Below are 17,912 nucleotides of genomic sequence, written 5' to 3'. Positions count from 1 at the left end.
CCATTCCCCGCCTCACAGCAACACCACGTCGAACTGCTCCTGCAGATACTGGTCGTCGGACTGGAAGCGGATGCTCTTGCCCAGGAATTCTTCCAACTCGGCCACCGCTGCGGATTCTTCGTCGGTGATACGCGCGACCACCTTCGAGGACGCGATCACCAGCAGCCGCGCGGCATCGAACTGGCGCACCGCACGGGTGATCTCGCGGAAGATCTCGTAAGTCACCGTTTCGGCGGTCTTGATGGTGCCACGCCCGCCGCACTGGCCGCAGGTTTCCGACAACTGCCGCTCCAGGCTTTCGACGGTGCGCTTGCGGGTCATTTCCACCAGACCCAGCGGCGAGAACTCGTACACCGTGGTCTTGGCGTGGTCGCGGGCCAGCGCCTTTTCCAGCGTACGCAGCACCTGGCGGCGGTGCTCGGGATCGTCCATATCGATGAAGTCGATGATGATGATGCCGCCCAGGTTGCGCAGCCGCAGCTGCCGCGCCACCGCCTGCGCCGCCTCCAGATTGGTGCGGAACACGGTTTCTTCGAGATTGCGCTGCCCCACGAACGAACCGGTGTTGACGTCGATGGTGGTCATCGCTTCGGTCTGGTCGATCACCAGATAGCCACCGGACTTGAGCGGCACCTGCTTGTTCAACGCGCGCCCGATCTCGTCCTCGACCCCGTACAGGTCGAAGATCGGCCGGTCGCCGGTATACAGCTCCAGCCGCTCGGCCAGCACCGGCATGTACTTGGCCACAAACGCCTGCAATTGCACGAAGGTCTCGTTGGAATCGACCTTGACCTTTTCCACATCCTTGCGGATCAGGTCGCGCACCGCACGCAGCGGCAGGCTCAGGTCTTCATAGATGATGCTGCACGGCGGCGCTTCGCGGCCGCGCCGCTCGACCACGTTCCAGACCCGCGACAGGTAGGCGATGTCCTCGGCCAGTGCTTCGGCTGGCTGGCCTTCGGCATTGGTGCGGATGATGTAGCCGAAGCCACCGTGCTGGGCCGAGACCTCGCTGACGATGGTCTTCAGACGCAGGCGCTCGGCCTCGTCCTCGATCCGCGCCGACACCCCGACGATCTTGGATTGCGGCAGCAACACCAGGTAGCGCGAGGGAATGCTGATCTGCGTGGTCAGCCGGGCCCCCTTGGTGCCGATCGGGTCCTTGACCACCTGCACCACGATGTCCTGGCCGTCGCGCAGCAGCTCGACAATCGGAACGGACGCTGCCGGCGGTGGCGGGATCGGGGTTTCTTCGGTATCGACCACGCTGGCCGGTGCCGGTGCCGGGCGCACCACGTCGTTGGCGTGCAGGAACGCCGCGCGCTCCAGCCCGACTTCGACGAACGCCGCCTGCATGCCGGGCATCACCCGCTGCACCTTGCCCTTGTAGATGTTGCCAACCACGCCCCGGCGCCAACCGCGCTCGATATGCAGCTCCTGCAGCATGCCGTTCTCGATCACCGCCACGCGGGTTTCGCGCGGAGTGACGTTGACCAAAATCTCTTCCGACATCAATGTGCTCCGAAGGCTGTGAGCAACTGCGAGGTGTGATGCAGCGGCAATCCCATCACGCCGGAATAGCTACCGGACAAATGGCTGATAAAACGTTCTGCTCGCCCCTGGATCGCATAGGCACCGGCCTTGCCCATGGGCTCGCCACAGGCGGCATAGGCAGCGATCTGCGCGTCATCGAGCGTGTCGAAGGTCACCTCCGACACCACCAATGCCTGCGCCGGAGCGCGCTGTGCACAGACTAGAACCACCGCCGTGAGTACCTGGTGGGTGCGACCGGACAACACGCGCAGCATCGCGATCGCATCGTCGACATCGACCGGTTTGCCGAACACACGCTCGCCCAGCACCACTTCGGTATCCGAGCCCAGCACGATCGCATCGGGGTCGCGTGCCTGCACCTGCGCAAGGCCGGCGCGCGCCTTGTCCAGCGCAACCCGCTGCACGTACTGTTCGGGCGATTCAGCGCGCGCGCGCAGCTCGGGCACGTCCAGTTCCAGGGTCTGGAACGGCACATCCAGGCGTTGCAGCAGTTCTTGTCGGCGTGGCGAACGGGAGGCGAGATAGAGCATCCGCCCAGCATACCTGTTGGCCGTGCTCGCCCGCTGACTTCGCACCCGCGCGGCGGTGGCACGACGGCGTTCGACTCACAACATATTCATCGACATCCCAACACGCTCGCACCACAGACAAGGAGATCTCATGCGTACCACCCTCAAGCCGTTGTTGCTGGCCCTGTCCATCGCTGCCGGAACCGCCATGACCGCACACGCCCAATCCGCGTCGAACTACACCATCCCCAACGACGGCACCCTGCTCAACGTGTCGGCCGAAGCGGAAGCCAAGCGCGTGCCGGATATCGCCACCCTGTCTGCAGGCGTGGTCACCCAGGCTGCCGACAGCAACGCCGCCATGCGCCAGAACGCCGAACAGATGAGCAAGGTCATGGCTGCCGTGAAGGCCGCCGGCATCGCCGACAAGGACGTGCAGACCAGCGGCATCAACCTGAGCCCGCAATACGCCTACAAGGAAAACGAAGCGCCGAAGATCATCGGCTATCAGGCCAGCAACACCGTCAGCCTGAAGGTGCGCGACATCTCCAAGCTCGGCAAGGTGCTCGACACGCTGGTCGCCCAGGGTGCCAACGACATCAACGGCCCCAGCTTCTCCGTCGACCAGCCCGAAGCGGCCTACGACGAAGCCCGCGTGGCCGCTCTCAAAAAAGCCCAAGCCCGCGCAGAGACCTATGCAAAATCGCTGGGACTGAAGGTGCGCCGCATCGTCAGCATCTCCGAAGGCCGCAGCGGCGGCGGCGTGGTGCGTCCGATGATGATGGCCGCCTCGATGCGTTCGGCCAAGGCCGAGATGGATACCCAGGTGGCGCCCGGCGAAAGCACGCTGTCGATCACGCTGGAGGCGACATTCGAATTGGGGCGCTGAAGAAGCGGATCTCGGCCCAAAGCTTTCCCCACTGCCCTCTTCGGAGGGCAGTGTCGTTTCTGGAATGCGGTTGCGAGGCTTCTCCAAACGGAAGCGCGAAATCGGAGCGCTATAACAGGACGCAAGTTTCACTTAAAACTTGAAATAGGTAACTTTCAAGTGCCCAAGGTCACACATTATCAATGTGAATAGGCGACTTTTAAGGGTTGTGCTTAAAAGAACATGAAATTTAGCGAAATCATTCTTTAAGCGAGCGCTACAGCGCTCTAGCATCGGTTGTCAGCGCACCGTCATATTCGTGATGGCGCTCCTCTGGAGAGAGATGATGACCGGCCACCCTGCCTCGAAGCGCAGCTTCCATCCACCATCGCGCGCACGCCATGCCCGCATCAGCGTGCTCGCGCTTGCGTTGAGCGGCGCGGTCGGCGTGCTGACGTCCGGCACTGCCGCTGCACAGAGCACCACCGCCGGCATCTACGGGAGCGCGCCCGCTGCTGCTGGTGCAACCATCACTGCACAAAGCGATACCGGTTTTGCCCGGACCGCGACCGTCGACGCGAACGGGCGATACGCCATCGGCAATCTTCCCGTCGGCACCTACACGGTCACCTTGCAACGCGACGGACAGGCCGTCGAGACACGCAAGAACATTGCCCTGCGCGTCGGCGCGGGCACCGATGTGTCGTTCGCCAGCAGTACCTCGTCCGAGGCCACCAACCTGGGCACCATCACGGTGACCGGCAAAAACATCTCACCGGTGGATGTGTCCGCCACCGCCTCACGCACGGTGATTACCGCCGAGCAGCTGCAGCGTTTGCCGCTGGCGCGCTCGGGTGAGGCGATTGCGCTTTTGTCACCAGGAGCCGTGCAAGGCAGCGGTTATTTCGGCAATGCCATTTCCTTCGGCGGTGCGGGCGTCACCGAAAATGCCTATTACCTCAACGGCTACCTCAGCTCCAATCCGCTCTCCAACATCGGCGGCGTCACCTTGCCGTTCGGCGCGATCGACCAGCAGGAAACCTATACCGGCGGTTACAGCGCGCGTTACGGCCGCTCCGCAGGCGGCGTACTCAGCCAGCTCGGCAAGCGCGGCACCAACGAATGGCATTTCGGCGCGCAAGTGCTGTGGCGTCCGAAGTCGCTGTCCAGCGACAACAAAAATGTCTTCTTCCCGAATGCAGCCCCACCTGCCGGCTATGAATACAGCGACGACAGCCTGCCCGGCACTCTTTACCGTAGCCGAAAGGACGACACCTTTTGGAATACGGTCTATAGCGTTTATGGCGGCGGCCCGCTGATCGAAGACCGCCTGTTCGTCTTTGTCGCCGCAGAGCAGGAACGCACCGAAGGCGTTTCCACCGCACGCAGGGACGACCCGGTGATCGGCCGCAACAACTACCGCACCGATGAGCCGAAGGTCTACGCAAAGATCGACTGGAACATCAACGACAGCAACATCCTCGAACTGACCGGCGTCAAGAATAATTCGCGCGATGGCGGTGCTTACAGCGATTTCAACGGATACCAGGGCCTCAACGGCGACGCCAACGGCGCATTCGCCGATACGGTCAAGGTCAACGACCGCTATTACATCGGCAAGTACACCAGCTACATCACCGACGATCTCACCTTGAGCGCCACCTACGGCAAGAGCCGTCAGACCGATTTCCGCAACAACCCCAGCACCGCACCGCTGCTGACCAACACCAATCTGCAGGATCCGGCCATCACCGGTGGCAGCGAGATCCGCAACAACCAGACCTCCAGCCAGGCGCGCGATGGCGAAAACAAGACGCGCGGTCTGCGCATCGACCTGGAATATGTGTTGGGCAGCCACACCCTCACTGCAGGTGTGGACAACATGTATTTCAATGCCAACAACGAAGGTGTCATCACCACCGGCCCGGGCTTCCGCTGGATCTATGGACGCTCTTCGCGCCCCGCCTCGCCCATCAGCGCTGCGCTGGGCGTGGGTCCGGCCGGTGGCAATGGCTACTACGCCTATCGCTCCGTGTTCAATACCGCGACCAGTATGTCCGTCGAGCAAAAAGCCTACTTCCTCGAAGACAAATGGCAGGTCAACGACAAGCTGCTGCTGACGCTGGGTATCCGCAACGACAAGTTCACCAACTTCAACGACGCGGGTGTGCCCTACGTGACCAGTGGCGATCAGTGGGCGCCGCGCTTGGGGCTGAGTTGGGACGTGTTCGGCGACTCCTCGCTCAAGGTCTACGGCAACGCCGGTCGCTACTACCTGGCGCTGCCTAACAGCGTGGCCATCCGTGGCGCATCGCCGTCCACGTTTACGCGCGAGTACTTCACCTACACCGGCATCGATGCGCAGGGCAGCCCGACCGGGCTGACGCCGGTCGCGGTCGATCCATCCGCCGGATTCTCCTGTTCGGGCAATGTCGTCTCCTCCAATCTGGAATGCGGCCAGGCACCGGATGCCGCCGGCATCGCCGCCACCGATCTGAAGTCGATGTACCAGGACGAGTTCATGCTTGGCTTCGACAAGACGCTTGGCGAGAACTGGGTGACTGGTGCCAAGGCCACTTACCGCTCGCTCGGCGCCACCATCGACGACGTCTGCGATGCGGATCGGATGCGCACCAAGTTGACCGCGATCGGCGTGGATCCCAGCACCGTCAACGTGCCCGGCTGCATCATCTTCAATCCCGGCGAAACCAACTCCTTCAGCCTGGCCAACCTGGATGGCTCCGGCCGCACGTCGGTATCGATGTCGCCGTCGGACTGGGGCTTCGACAAGAAGGCCAAGCGCACCTATCTGGCGGTGGACCTGTTCCTGCAACATCCGTTCGACGGCAAGTGGGAAGGCCGCATCGATTACACCTGGTCGCGCAATTTCGGCAATACCGAAGGGCAGATCAAATCCGATATCGGCCAGACCGATGTCTCCAAGACCCAGGACTGGGATGCCGCTGCGCTGATGTGGTACTCGGGCGGCTACCTGGCCAATGATCGCCGCCATCAGATCAAGATTTACGGTTCCTACCAGATCGCGCCCGAATGGCTGATTGCGGGCAACATCCGCGTGCTGTCCGGTACGCCGAAATCCTGTCTTGGCTACGTGAGCATCAACGGCATCAGCGAGGATTCCGATGCCGGCGATCCGGTGGGTTATGGCTCCGCGTACCACACCTGCAACGGCCAACCCTCGCGCCCGGGCGACGCAGGTCGCCTGCCCTGGACAAAGATCGTCGACCTGGGCCTGACCTATCGCCCCGCGTTCGCCGACAACAAGCTCTCCATGACGCTGCAGGCCTTCAACATCTTCAACGAGCGTAAACCGCTGCAGGTCGATTCCACCTGGGAAGACAGCGCGTTCACGCTATCCAACACCTACGGTATGGGCGCGTTCTTCACCCAGCCACGCTACGCGATGTTCTCGGTGGCGTACGACTACTGACGCACTCTCCCGTCAGCGTCGTTTCCCCAGCCTGGCAACGGGCTGGGCTTTTCTACCACAACGCCCAGCTTCGGCTGGGCGTTTGCATGCGCGAACGCTGATCCGCGTTGTCACCGCAAAGAAACTCAGCTGGCTATCGACATCACCGTCGTGGCGATATCGATCCGCCATCGTCGGCGATGTAGCAAACCCGTCGCAGCTACGCGTCGTACTTGTGCAGCCGCACGCGCTGCGGTAAACCTACGCTACCGGATGGTGTAGTGCGTCCGGGCCGCGCAGGTCCTTTCCGCAGTTCCGTTTTGGAGGTGGATGATGGTTCGCACGCAATCGCAAGTTTCTTCCCGTCCCCTTGGCATCGACACCTCGCGCGTTCTGGCGATGAGCACCGCCGTGGCGCTGCATCTGCTGGCCGGTGGCTTGTTGCTGATCCCGCTGTCCTATCGGGCGGTTCCGCAAGCGCCCCCCGAGCCGCGTTGGGTCATGCCGATCACGATACCGACCGCCCCACCACCGCCGCTGGTAATCCCGGTCACTGTGAATTTCACCCCGAAGACGCATACACCACCCAAGACCGTGCCGGTCCCGGTGCAGGTGCCGACTCCTCTCATCGACCAGACATCCGTGGTCGACACCGCGTCAGTTACCCTCCCGGCGACCGGCACCGCGATGGACAGCGCGCCCACCATCGCTGCACCGAGCGGGCCGATCGAGGCGGGGCAGTTGCAGTATCTGAGTTCGCCCGCACCGAGTTACCCGGTGGCTGCATTGCGTGCGGGGCAGCAAGGCACAGTGCTGCTGCGCGTGCTGGTGGGGACCAATGGACGCCCGGCCGAAGTGAGTGTGCAAACCAGCAGCGGTCATCGCGCGCTCGATCTGGCCGCGCGTAGCCAGGTGCTGCGCAGCTGGCGCTTCCAGCCGGCGATGCAAAACGGCCAGGCCGTGCAGGCCTACGGGTTGGTGCCGGTGAGCTTTTCGTTGAATTGAAGCTTCGTTGAATTGAAGCGTGGACCGACGCGGCGGCCCGCAACTGCGGCCGCCGCACCACTGCGAACCTCCATGCACCCGCTGGCGGCAACTATCCCGCTACGAACGCACGCGCCAGGCAGCAAGCGTAGCGGCCACGCTGCAGTGTCCGTCGCCTGCCGCATGACCACTGGGAGCGCCAGTGACGACCCGCCGCATCAATGGGCTGGGGGCGGCCAACAGAAGGAAGCGAGCGAGCGGCACGACGGCTCCCGCCGACGCGATCAAAACCGGCAACAACGCGCGACACACCTCGGCCATCGCTTCGGACCGCATTCGTCTGGAAGCTGAGCAGGCGTTGCGCAGTCGCGCTATCGAGCAAGCCGTTGCGTGCTGACTCAGATGCCGTCCAACGCGCTGAATCGAGTGATTGGCCAGCATCGCCGCAGCGCGATGCAACTGCTCGGCCACACTCAAATGCACCTGCATGTGCAGCAGCGTGAGCGGGCCGATCTCGCGGGTTTGGGTGATCAGCCGCTCCGATGACGCCAGCTGCACCGCGCTCGGCATGACGCCATTACGCCCGGTGATACGGATGATTGGCCAGCATCGCCGCAGCGCGGTACAGCTGCTCGGCCACGATCAGGCGCACCAGCATGTGCGGCAAGGTGAGCGGGCCGATCGACCAGCTTTCGTTGGCATTTTTCAGCACCTCGGCCGCGTGGCCTTCCGGCCCGCCGATCAGGAAGGCCAGGTCGCGCCCCTGTCCGCGCCAGTGTTCCATGCGCTGGGCGAGTTGCTCGGAACTCAGCGGACGACCGGGCACATCCAGCGCCACGACATGCGCGTTCTTGGGCAGCGCGGCGATGACGCGACGGCCTTCGTCGTCGATGGCGCGTTGCCCATCGCGTCCCTTGCCACGCAGACCGGGTTCGATCTCGACCAGCTCCAGCGGCATCCAGTGCGACAGACGTTTTTGATATTCGGCAAAACCTTGCGCCACCCAGGCCGGTGCGCGTTCGCCGGTGGCGATGAGTCGGCATTTCATCCGTACATGATATCCGCGTCACAGCCTGGGCACTCCGTGGCGATTTGTCGTTGCGTGTCATGGCGTGGTTACAGCCGGCAATTAGTGTCGCCCGACCACCCAGCCACGCAGGAGTCGTTCGATGCCGATTTTCGATCCCGCCCGCCGCCAGGTTCTCAAGGGCAGCGCCGCCGTCATGGCCGCCGGTGCCCTTGGCAGCTTGGGCGCATTGCAATCGCGCCAGGCACAGGCCGCCACGTCACCGTCGGTGCGGCTCGCACCGGTCCCTAGCCGTTACGGCCCGCTCGCCCCGGTCGCCGACCAGAGCACCGGCCTGCCGCTGCTGCAGCTGCCGCGCGGTTTCAGCTACCGCTCGTTCGGTTGGAGCGGCGACCGCATGGACGATGGCCAGCCCTGCCCCGACCGCCACGACGGCATGGCCGTGGTCGGCCTGCGCCGGCCGGATTGGCGCCCGGGCAGCGACCCGCTGCGCGGCCTGGAATACGTGTTGATCCGCAACCACGAACGCGGCGCCGGCAGCCCGTTCCGCGCACCGGCCATGTACGACACCGGCATCGTCAGCGGCACCCAACAGGCCGGCGGCGGCACCACCACGCTGAGCTACGGCCGCCGCGGCTGGGGCAGCCTGGAGCCGAGCCTGGGCGGCACGCTGGTCAACTGCGCCGGCGGGCCGACCCCGTGGGGCACCTGGCTGAGCTGCGAAGAGATCAAGACCAACGCGGTCTCCAGCACCGGCCGCAAGCACGGCTATGTATTCGAAGTAGACCCGGACAGCCATCGCACCACCGGCCGTCCGTTGGTGGGGCTGGGCCGTTTCAGCCATGAGGCGGTGGCGATCGACCCGCGCACCGGCACCGTCTATCTCACCGAGGACGACCGCAACAAGGCCGGCCTGTACCGCTTCATTCCCAACGACCGCCGCGGACGCAATGGCTCGCTGGAAAACGGCGGCCGGCTGCAGGCCGCGCGCGTGCGCGGACGTCGCAATGCCGACCTCACCGTGGCCAGCATCGGCCAGCAGTTCCAGCTGGAATGGGTGGATATCAGCGAGCCCGATCTGGACAGCATCGCCGCACCGGCGGGCTTTGCCGACATCGGCGCCAACGACACCCTGAGCGGGCCGTTCGCGCAAGCCTGGGCCGATGGCGCGCTGCGCATGAGCCGCGGCGAAGGCATCTGGTACAGCTACGGCAAGATGTTCATCGTCGACACCAGCACCGGTGTGGATGCGCAGGGCCGGCGCGGTTACGGCAATGGCGCGGTGTGGGTGCTGGACCTGTTCACCCAGCGCCTGAGCGCGCTGTTCGTCAGCGGCAATCAGCTGGCGGCGCATAACCCGGACAACGTCACCGTCAGTGCGCGCGGCGGCGTGGTGCTGTGCGAAGACGGCGGCGAAAGCCCGGACGAATACGGCCCCGGCGCGCGCTTGCTGGGCCTGACCCGCAACGGCGAATCGTTCTACCTGGCCAAGAACAACGTGCAGCTCACCTCGCAGCAGATCGCCGATGCCGGCAAGACCATTGCTGAAGGCGATTACCGCGACACCGAGTTCTGCGGCGCCTGTTGGGACCCGTTGGCACGCACCTTGTTCGTCAACATCCAGACACCGGGGATTACCTTGGCCATCACCGGGCCATGGGAACGCGGGCCGTTGTAAGCCTGTTCTCTGCACGACGCGACACCTGCCGGAGGGCGTATCACCGCTCATCCGGCAGGTGTCAAGCGTGCCGAAAGACCCGCAGGCCAACAGCGAAAACGTAGCGCATGCAGGCGCACAGTCGATGCGCCACCTCCGAATGTCGCGCGTGGCGGCAGGCTGGTCGCACGGTCAGTGTGGTCGGTCGCTGCAGCCAAGAGCGGCTAACAACACGTAGCGAGCAGTCGTCAGGCGGGTGTGGACAGCGCGCTCAGAACCGGCGTGTACGCGTGGTGTATGCCGCACCAAGCACCGGCCACGCCCGCCTGACGGATGCGCAGTCGCTGTGCTGGCCACTCTAAAGCCTCGCTACCGGCGCCCGGTTGGCATCACCGGTTGGCACCACCGGCTGCTGGGAACCGCGCACATACACGCGCGTTCGGTCGCGCAGCGCAGCCGCTCGCGTCGTTGCCGCGCGTGGTCAGAACCAGGGCGCTTCGGGCACGCTCGACAGGACGCGCTGCATCTTCAACCAGCGCTTGAACAATTGCGGATCGCCCAGTTCGCGCAGGCCCTGGCGTGCCTCCATCAACTCGTCTTCGACCTCACGCTTGAGTTGCGCCATCAATCTGCCCAGCCGCTCCGGCTTCGGGCGCGACGGCAGGTCCAATCCATACTCGGCGCAGAAGTCGCCCGCTTGCTGCTGCACCTGCTGCTGCAGGTCCTTGCACTGGCGATCCAGTTCGCGGTTGTACTCCTGCAACCGCGCCGGGTTCATCGCGTCCACGCCTTGCGCGTCCATCAGGCCGATCTCGGCCTGCAGTTCGAGCAAACCCAGCAGATCGCCAGCCTTGTAGGCGGCATTGAGCCGCTGCATCAGGATGGTGCGCGAGGCATGGTCATCGTCGTTCTTGGCGCGGTCCGGATGCAGGTTGCCGGCCAGCTTGCGATACAGCTCGCGCAACGGCGGGGGTTCGGCAGTGGCGGCAGTGGCCTTCCGCTCGGCGCGTTTGCGGCGCTGCGTCTGGCGTTGCTGCTGCTGGGCGTGCTCTTGCTCCAGGCGCTCGCTCACGCGCTCGAAGAGTTCTTCTGGCGAGTCGATCGCATCCAGTTCGTCGGCATCCAGTCCGTAGGCCTGGCCGAGAATCTGCTTCATCAGCGCATCGGATTCGGAGACGTCCTGGTCATAGCCGACGACACTGTGGCGATCGTAGATCGGCCGCAGCGCTTCGTGGCCGGCTTCGATCAGCGGACCGGCGATGTTGCACAGCAGATCCGACAAAAATTCGCGATCGGCCTTTCCCAGCTTGTAGGAAGCGTGCGCGCGATCGAGTTCCTCGACCAGGGCGATATCGGCATCGCGTCGACGGTCGAGCAAGGGCTGCAGCTCGCTGTTGTAGCGCTCGCGCCATTGCGCAAGCGCCACTTGCCAGGCCTGCAATTGGGCGCGATGCAGTTCCAGGTCACGCAACAGCCGGTCAAAGCGTTTGCGGGCCGGCGACGCTGCCACACCGGACGCCTGCGCAGCGCCACTCTGCAACCGCTGCAGCGCGTGCGAAGCAGCGGTATCCGGGGTGGCTTGCAGTTTTCTCGCCATGCCGGGGGCAGTTACTCCTCGGAATCGGCAACCACATCGTCCGGACGCTGGTCGCCCACGGTCCACAAACGCTCCAGCGCGTAGAACTCGCGGACGCGCGGCAGCATCACGTGCACCACGACATCGCCCAGGTCGACCAGCACCCACTCGGCTTCGCGCTCGCCTTCCACACCCAACGGCATCACGTCCAGGCGCTTGGCGAACTTGACCACTTCTTCGGCGATCGATTTGACATGGCGGGTCGAGGTGCCCGAGGCAACCACCATGTAATCGCAGACGCTGGACTTGCCGCGCACGTCGATCTCGACCACGTCCTTGGCTTTCAGCTCCTCCACGGCCTCGCGCACGGTGGCCAGCAGGGCCGGCACGGACGGCGGCGGATTCGGGATGGAGGTCTTGATGACTTGGGCTTGACTGGTCAAAGCGGGCAACTCGATGGAATTAGCGTGAATTATAGGCCGGTCCGGGCGGATGCGTGTTCAGCTAGGCGCGCGGGGGCAGCCGTACAGGCCTTCCCGGGCGATAAAGCCAGCCACCGCAGCCGGCACCAGCGCCTGCCAGGCGCCGCCGGCAGCGATCTGCGCGCGCACCGCGCTGGCCGATTCGCCGCGCAACGGCTGGTGCAATTGCCACAACCGGCCGGCCGGCGCGGCGAGCAGTGCATCGGTGCTGGCGGCCCAGCGCCCCTGCACCGCAGCGGCCAGGTGCGGCGCATCGCTCAGGTCCAGGGATGTGCCCGGCCGCGCGGCAATGACGAAGTGCGCCAGCTCAAACAGGGCCTCCCACTGGTGCCAGCGGTGCAGTCCAACGAAAGCATCGGCACCCAATAGCCAGGCAATGGGCGTGGTCGGCCCGAGTGCCTCGCGCAGCTCGCGCAAGGTCTCCACGGTGTAGGACGGCGCCAGCTGTTGGCTGGCGCGCTGCAGCTCGCGGCTGTCCAGCTGCAGCCCGGGCTGGCCGGCAAGCGCAAGTTCCAGCATCTGCGCGCGCTGCGCGGCCGTGGCACCGGGTGCGGCGCGATGCGGCGGATCGGCGGCCGGCACCAGATGCACGAGCGCACCCAGTTCGTCGCGCGCCGCGCAGGCGATGGCCAGGTGACCCAGGTGGATCGGGTCGAAGGTGCCGCCGTAGTAGAGGTGGAGCCGGGAATCGGGAATCGGAAATGGGGAATCGGAAGGGCCAGGAGCCGGTGCGGCCGGCTGGGGGCCGGGAACTGACGCGCTGGTCGCAGTGCTGGTGGGAGCGACAACCTGCGTGTCTTGGCTCGTCGGTGCAGTGGTTCGGGTTTCGGATCCCGTGTCCGGGATCGCGGACGCGCGGTTTCCAGGCCCGGCCTGCCCCGCTGTCACGCCAGCAATCTCACCGCGCGTGCTTCGGCCACCGCAACCAGGAGGCGTTCCAGGCCAACCCAGGCATCGCCGTCGGCGCGGCCCTTGGCCATGCGGTCGACCAGGCCGGCCTCGGCGACGAAGCGCTCCCAGCGGCGCGCCTCGGGATGACGCTGCAGCGCGCGCTTGAACGGGGCCTGGCGAGATTCCCAGATGCCCTGCGATTTCATTTCCGCCGCAAGGTTGCCGCCATTGGCTTGCACCTTCGCCAGTGCTGCGGTGCGCAGCAATTCCTTGATCAGGATCGGCATCAGCGCGGCGACGGCTTCGCCTTCGGCGCGCAGCCCGGCGAGCATGCGGATCACCGCGGCGGGCTGGCCGGAGAAGGTGGTTTCAGCCAGGCGGAACACGTCGTAACGCGCGGCATCGGCCACCAGCGATTCCATCGCCTCCAGATCCAGCGTCTTGCCGTCGGCCAGCAAGGCCAGCTTGTCGATCTCCTGCGCGGCGGCCAGCAGGTTGCCTTCCACCCGCTCGGCCAGGCGCTGCACCGCGGCTGCGTCGGCGCGCAGGCCCTGGGCGCGCAGGCGGCGCTCGATCCAGTCGGACAATTCATGCGGCTTGATCGCCCAGGCCACCGCAATGGTGCCGATGCGGCCGATCGCCTCGGCCCACTTGCCCTGGTGCGCCTTGCTCCAGTCGTTGGCGGTGATCAGCAGCACCACGTCCGGCGGCGGGTTGGCGCAGAAGCGGGTGATGACCTCGGCGCCGTCCTTGCCCGGCTTGCCGCTGGGCAGGCGCACTTCCACCAGCCGGCGCGGGCTGAACAGGCTGGGCGCGTTGAAGCTGGCGTCGAGCTGGTTCCAGTCGAACTCGCGACCGTCGGCATCGAATACCTCGCGCTCGCCGATGCCTTCGGCGCGCGCACGTGCGCGCACCGCATCGGCTGCTTCGAGCACGCGCAAGGTTTCCGGACCGGCGATCAGATAGGCCGGCTGCAACGGCTGATTGGACTGGCCGGCCAGCTGCTCTGGGCGAAGTTCCATGCCTACAACCGCGCGCCAGGTCGCAGGCTAGCCGACACGCCGTCACGCGCTGCCGGCAGGCGAGCGCCGACGGGACGCTGGTCACGGCAAGCACGCGCCGCGCCTGTCAGTTCCGGACAGCCGCTGCGCCTGCCTGACAGAGACGCAGGAGATGCGATCGCCACGCTCAGTTGTTCGACGACGGCTGCGGCGCTGGCGGCAGCGAGGCCGGCACGCTGGATTCGGGCGTCGACGGCTGCACCGGCGGCGTGGTGGCCTGCGGCAGCGGCGCGGTCGGCGTGCTTTCCAGGCTCTCGCCACGCTGCACGCGGGCGCGCACCACGCTGTCGATACGGCGCAGGATCGAGGCCGACATGTCCTTGCGCAACTCGTCGGCCAGGATCTCGCGCTCGGTGGCGGTACCGGTGGCGTCCACCGGCGGCGACACGTAGTCGCGCGACAGCTCGATCACCTGCTGCGGCACCAGCACCGCACCGTTGGCGGTGGTGACGGTAAAGATGGCGGCGTAGCGCAGGCTGTATTCCTGTGCACGGCCCTGGCTGTCGATGGCGATCGGCAAATCGCCCCAGCGCTCGGACAACACCTGCACCTGCGCAAAGCCGGTCTTGGCGTCTTCGTCCGCCAGCGTGGCGCCGGCAGCCTTGAGGCCACGCCGCAACAATTTGGCCAGTTCGCTGTACTGCACTGCGGACTGCACCTTCACGGCCGGGGTATCGGGCGGCAACGCAAGCGAATTGCGCAGGTGGAAGCCGCAGGCGGTGAGGCTGGAGACCAGCACGAGGGACGCAGCGAAAGCAGTAGGAAATCGAATCATGGGCACAGTCTGGATGAGCGCCCCGGCGGCGGCAACAGGCGGCTAGCCTGACGCAGCCCGCGTGAACGGGGCTTGATAGGGCGCCGCGGAACAACGCGGCGCCCAGGAATGACAAACGCGTCGCCACGCGCCGGTGAAACGAATGACCAGAAGCCACCCCAACAATCTCACCTGCACGTCGCCAAGCGCGACTGAAATGAAGTACCTGAAACCATCGCGGCAACTTCACCCATGCGTCGCGACGCACCAGCGCAGTTAGTCGCAGAGAACCACTGCAGCATGCGGACCTGCGCAGCACCACGCGCCAGTGCAACACGTTGCCAACACCGCCGCAGCAACCTTGCACCGCGTCGCCACGCCGCTCCGGGAAACTACCCGGAGCGGCAATGGCAACCGGACCGATCAGCCGCCATCACCCCGCCACGATGTTCACGATCTTGCCCGGCACGATGATGATCTTGCGGATCGTCAGCCCATCCAGGAATTTCGCGGCATTGGGCTCGGCCTGGGCCAGCGCTTCGATGTGTTCGCGCGCTGCGTCCGCCGTCACCTCGATGGTGCCGCGCAGCTTGCCGTTGATCTGCACCGCCAGCGTCAACGCATCGCGCACCAAGGCGCTGGCATCGACCTGCGGAAACGCCACGTCTTCCAGCAGCGTTTCGCCACCGCCCAGCACCTGCCACAACGCGTGGCTGGCATGCGGGGTGATCGGATTGAGCAGCAGCACCATCGCTTCCAGTGCTTCCTGCCGCACCGCCCTGCCCTGGTCGCTGGCGTCGTCGAATTTGGCCAGCGCGTTGGACAACTCCATCACCGCGGCAATGGCGGTGTTGAAGCTGTGGCGGCGGCCGTAGTCGTCGCTGACCTTGCCGATGGTTTCGTGGGTCTTGCGGCGGATCGCCTTCTGCTCGGCGCTCAGGCTGGCGGCGTCCAGCGCAACGGCCGCGCCCTCGCCCACATGCTTGTGCACCTGTACCCACAACCGGCGCATGAAACGCGCCATGCCGTCGACGCCGGCTTCGTTCCACTCCAACGACTGCTCCGGCGGCGCGGCGAACATCGAGAACAACCGCACGGTGTCGGCGCCGTACTTGGCCACCATCGACTGCGGATCCACGCCGTTGTTCTTGGACTTGGACATCTTCTCGGTGCCGCCGATATGCACCGGCTGGCCGTCGGCGATCAGCACCGCGCCGGTGACGCGGCCGCGCTCATCGCGCTGGACCTCGACATCGGCCGGGTTGATCCAGTCCTTGCCGCCGTTGTCGGCGTCACGATAGAACGTGTCGGCGATAACCATGCCCTGGGTGAGCAGGTTGGTCACCGGCTCGTCACTGTCCACCAGCCGCGCGTCGCGCATGAGCTTGTGATAGAAGCGGAAGTACATCAGGTGCAGGATCGCGTGCTCGATGCCGCCCACGTACAGATCGGCCGGCATCCAGTAATTGGCGCGGCGGTCGACCATGTCGCGTGCGTTCGGGCTGGTGTAGCGCGCCACGTACCAGCTCGATTCCATGAAGGTATCGAAAGTGTCGGTCTCGCGCTCTGCCGGGCCACCACAGTCCGGGCAGGTGGTCTGGCGCCAGGTCGGATCGGTCTTGATCGGCGAACCGGTGCCGGCAAATTCCACGTTTTCCGGCAATACCACCGGCAGCTGGTCTTCCGGCACCGGCACCGCGCCGCACTTGGCGCAGTAGATCACCGGAATCGGGCAGCCCCAGTAACGCTGACGGCTGACGCCCCAATCGCGCAGACGGTAGTTGATGCGGCGCTGGCCCTGGCCCTTGCGCTCGAAGCGCTCGGCCAAAGCCTCGAAGGCGCCGCCGAAATCCAGCCCGTCGAACTCGGCCGAATTGATCAGCTCCAGCTCGCGGCTTTTTTCGGTGTACCAGTCGCGCCACTGGGTGGCGTCCCAGGTCTGTTCGTCTTCATTGCGCGGCTCGCGCAGCTTGACCACCTGCGCGATCGGCAGGGCGTACTTGTTGGCGAACTCGAAATCGCGTTGGTCGTGGCCGGGCACCGCCATCACCGCGCCGGTGCCGTAGCCCATCAGCACGAAGTTGGCCACCCATACCGGCACCTGCTCGCCGCTGATCGGATGCACTGCGCTCAGGCCGGTGGCCATGCCGCGTTTTTCCTGGGTTTCCAGCTCGGCTTCGGAGACACCGCCATGCTTGAGCGTTTCCAGCAGCGCTGCCAGTTCCGGATTGGATTTGGCCGCATGCAGCGCCAGCGGGTGCTCGGCGGCGATCGACACGAAGGTCACGCCCATCAGCGTGTCCGGGCGGGTGGTGAACACGCGCAACGGGTCCAGCGGAGCGCCGTCGGTGTCGCGCACGTCGAACTGGATTTCCAGCCCTTCCGAGCGGCCGATCCAGTTGCGCTGCATCGTCTTGACCGAGTCCGGCCAGCCGTCCAGCTGGTCCAGGCCGTCGAGCAGTTCCTGTGCGTAATCGGTGATGCGCAGGAACCACTGCGGAATTTCGCGTTTTTCGACCAAGGCACCGGAGCGCCAGCCGCGGCCGTCGATCACCTGCTCGTTGGCCAGCACGGTCTGATCGATCGGGTCCCAGTTCACCACCGCGTTGCGGCGGTATGCCAGGCCCTTGCGCATCAGCCGGGTGAACATGCGCTGCTCGTGCACGTAATAGTCCGGCGTGCAGGTGGCGAACTCGCGCGACCAATCGATGGCGTAGCCCAGCGATTTCAGCTGGCCGCGCATGTGCTCGATGTTGGCGTAGGTCCACTTGGCCGGCGCGGTCTTGTTCTTGATCGCGGCGTTTTCGGCCGGTAACCCGAACGCATCCCAGCCCATCGGCTGCATCACGTTGTGGCCGGTCATGCGCTTGTAGCGGCTGACCACATCGGAGATGGTGTAGTTGCGCACATGGCCCATATGCAGCGCACCGGACGGGTACGGCAGCATCGACAGGCAATAGAACTTGGGTTTATCCGAGTTCTCGTCGACCTGGAAGGCGCGGGTGGCGTCCCAGAACTGCTGGGCGGAGGATTCGACCTGCTGCGGGTCGTAGGCGTTGGGTTCGACGGTGGACATTGGGAGCGGATGCTCGGGCGGTGCAAAGCGGGACAGGGTACCG

Annotated in this window: 13 protein-coding genes, 1 other RNA gene and 1 pseudogene; 4 read left to right on the top strand and 11 right to left on the bottom strand. The window is 65.3% G+C overall.

Translation table 11 applies throughout. The features are described 5' to 3' along the window. Positions 1 to 12: 12 nt before the first annotated feature. A complete protein-coding gene (rng, locus tag ASF90_RS11780; protein WP_055849948.1) occupies positions 13 to 1,512 on the bottom strand; it encodes a ribonuclease G in 1,500 nt (499 codons plus the stop codon). Then, positions 1,512 to 2,084, bottom strand: coding sequence for a Maf-like protein (locus tag ASF90_RS11775; protein WP_055849947.1), 573 nt, complete (start codon positions 2,082 to 2,084; stop codon positions 1,512 to 1,514). Before ASF90_RS11775 ends, rng begins: the two co-directional genes overlap by 1 nt. Before the next feature lie 130 nt (positions 2,085 to 2,214). On the opposite strand from ASF90_RS11775, the gene ASF90_RS11770 reads away from it, so the two are divergent. From ASF90_RS11770 to ASF90_RS11760, 3 genes are all read left to right on the top strand, one after another. Further along, positions 2,215 to 2,952: an SIMPL domain-containing protein gene (locus ASF90_RS11770; RefSeq protein WP_055849945.1), complete on the top strand. Its 738-nt coding sequence runs from the start codon at positions 2,215 to 2,217 to the stop codon at positions 2,950 to 2,952. A 325-nt stretch (positions 2,953 to 3,277) separates the two neighbouring features. Beyond that, entirely contained in the window at positions 3,278 to 6,382 is a 3,105-nt protein-coding gene (locus tag ASF90_RS11765; protein WP_055850415.1) for a TonB-dependent receptor, read from the top strand. Between the two features lie 309 nt (positions 6,383 to 6,691). Continuing rightward, positions 6,692 to 7,366 (top strand): energy transducer TonB, encoded by a 675-nt coding sequence (locus ASF90_RS11760; protein ID WP_055849943.1) that lies wholly within the window; start codon positions 6,692 to 6,694, stop codon positions 7,364 to 7,366. 405 nt (positions 7,367 to 7,771) lie between these two features. Here ASF90_RS11760 and ASF90_RS23440 read toward each other — a convergent pair. Next, positions 7,772 to 7,858 (bottom strand): annotated as a pseudogene (locus tag ASF90_RS23440) (23S rRNA (pseudouridine(1915)-N(3))-methyltransferase RlmH); the annotation flags it as partial. 64 nt (positions 7,859 to 7,922) lie between these two features. Further along, a complete protein-coding gene (gene rlmH / locus ASF90_RS11750) occupies positions 7,923 to 8,393 on the bottom strand; it encodes a 23S rRNA (pseudouridine(1915)-N(3))-methyltransferase RlmH (RefSeq protein ID WP_055849938.1) in 471 nt (156 codons plus the stop codon). Between the two features lie 121 nt (positions 8,394 to 8,514). Here rlmH and ASF90_RS11745 point away from each other — a divergent pair, with 121 nt between their 5' ends. Continuing rightward, complete coding sequence (locus tag ASF90_RS11745; protein WP_055849936.1) at positions 8,515 to 10,050, top strand: alkaline phosphatase PhoX; 1,536 nt, start codon at positions 8,515 to 8,517, stop codon at positions 10,048 to 10,050. A 201-nt stretch (positions 10,051 to 10,251) separates the two neighbouring features. Here ASF90_RS11745 and ASF90_RS22175 read toward each other — a convergent pair. The 7 genes from ASF90_RS22175 to leuS all read right to left on the bottom strand — a co-directional run bounded on the left by ASF90_RS22175 (position 10,252) and on the right by leuS (position 17,869). Next, a non-coding RNA gene (locus ASF90_RS22175) (sX9 sRNA) lies at positions 10,252 to 10,328 on the bottom strand. Positions 10,329 to 10,510: 182 nt separating this feature from the next. Further along, positions 10,511 to 11,626 carry a J domain-containing protein gene (locus tag ASF90_RS11740; protein WP_055849934.1) on the bottom strand — a complete coding sequence of 372 codons (1,116 nt, stop codon included), beginning with the start codon at positions 11,624 to 11,626 and terminating at the stop codon, positions 10,511 to 10,513. A gap of 11 nt (positions 11,627 to 11,637) precedes the next feature. Then, positions 11,638 to 12,048, bottom strand: a complete 411-nt coding sequence (gene rsfS / locus ASF90_RS11735) for a ribosome silencing factor (RefSeq protein WP_055849932.1) — start codon at positions 12,046 to 12,048, stop codon at positions 11,638 to 11,640. A 57-nt stretch (positions 12,049 to 12,105) separates the two neighbouring features. Beyond that, positions 12,106 to 12,783 carry a nicotinate-nucleotide adenylyltransferase gene (nadD, locus tag ASF90_RS11730; RefSeq protein ID WP_055850413.1) on the bottom strand — a complete coding sequence of 226 codons (678 nt, stop codon included), beginning with the start codon at positions 12,781 to 12,783 and terminating at the stop codon, positions 12,106 to 12,108. A 188-nt stretch (positions 12,784 to 12,971) separates the two neighbouring features. After that, entirely contained in the window at positions 12,972 to 14,000 is a 1,029-nt protein-coding gene (holA, locus tag ASF90_RS11725; protein WP_055849929.1) for a DNA polymerase III subunit delta, read from the bottom strand. A 166-nt stretch (positions 14,001 to 14,166) separates the two neighbouring features. Then, positions 14,167 to 14,814, bottom strand: coding sequence for an LPS assembly lipoprotein LptE (gene lptE, locus ASF90_RS11720; protein WP_055849928.1), 648 nt, complete (start codon positions 14,812 to 14,814; stop codon positions 14,167 to 14,169). Positions 14,815 to 15,226: 412 nt separating this feature from the next. Then, positions 15,227 to 17,869 (bottom strand): leucine--tRNA ligase, encoded by a 2,643-nt coding sequence (gene leuS / locus ASF90_RS11715; RefSeq protein ID WP_055849926.1) that lies wholly within the window; start codon positions 17,867 to 17,869, stop codon positions 15,227 to 15,229. Between the last annotated feature and the right edge of the window lie 43 nt (positions 17,870 to 17,912).

Source organism: Xanthomonas sp. Leaf148 (assembly GCF_001423585.1).
Lineage (GTDB): Bacteria > Pseudomonadota > Gammaproteobacteria > Xanthomonadales > Xanthomonadaceae > Xanthomonas.
Note: the sequence above shows the minus strand (reverse complement) of the source record. Positions and strands in the feature narration are given on the sequence as shown.

Coding starts and splice junctions, on each gene's coding strand:
- rng (WP_055849948.1), bottom strand. CDS start 1,512: ATGTCGGAAGAGATTTTGGTCAACGTCACTCCGCGCGAAACCCGCGTG.
- ASF90_RS11775 (WP_055849947.1), bottom strand. CDS start 2,084: ATGCTCTATCTCGCCTCCCGTTCGCCACGCCGACAAGAACTGCTGCAA.
- ASF90_RS11770 (WP_055849945.1), top strand. CDS start 2,215: ATGCGTACCACCCTCAAGCCGTTGTTGCTGGCCCTGTCCATCGCTGCC.
- ASF90_RS11765 (WP_055850415.1), top strand. CDS start 3,278: ATGACCGGCCACCCTGCCTCGAAGCGCAGCTTCCATCCACCATCGCGC.
- ASF90_RS11760 (WP_055849943.1), top strand. CDS start 6,692: ATGATGGTTCGCACGCAATCGCAAGTTTCTTCCCGTCCCCTTGGCATC.
- rlmH (WP_055849938.1), bottom strand. CDS start 8,393: ATGAAATGCCGACTCATCGCCACCGGCGAACGCGCACCGGCCTGGGTG.
- ASF90_RS11745 (WP_055849936.1), top strand. CDS start 8,515: ATGCCGATTTTCGATCCCGCCCGCCGCCAGGTTCTCAAGGGCAGCGCC.
- ASF90_RS11740 (WP_055849934.1), bottom strand. CDS start 11,626: ATGGCGAGAAAACTGCAAGCCACCCCGGATACCGCTGCTTCGCACGCG.
- holA (WP_055849929.1), bottom strand. CDS start 14,000: ATGGAACTTCGCCCAGAGCAGCTGGCCGGCCAGTCCAATCAGCCGTTG.
- lptE (WP_055849928.1), bottom strand. CDS start 14,814: ATGATTCGATTTCCTACTGCTTTCGCTGCGTCCCTCGTGCTGGTCTCC.
- leuS (WP_055849926.1), bottom strand. CDS start 17,869: ATGTCCACCGTCGAACCCAACGCCTACGACCCGCAGCAGGTCGAATCC.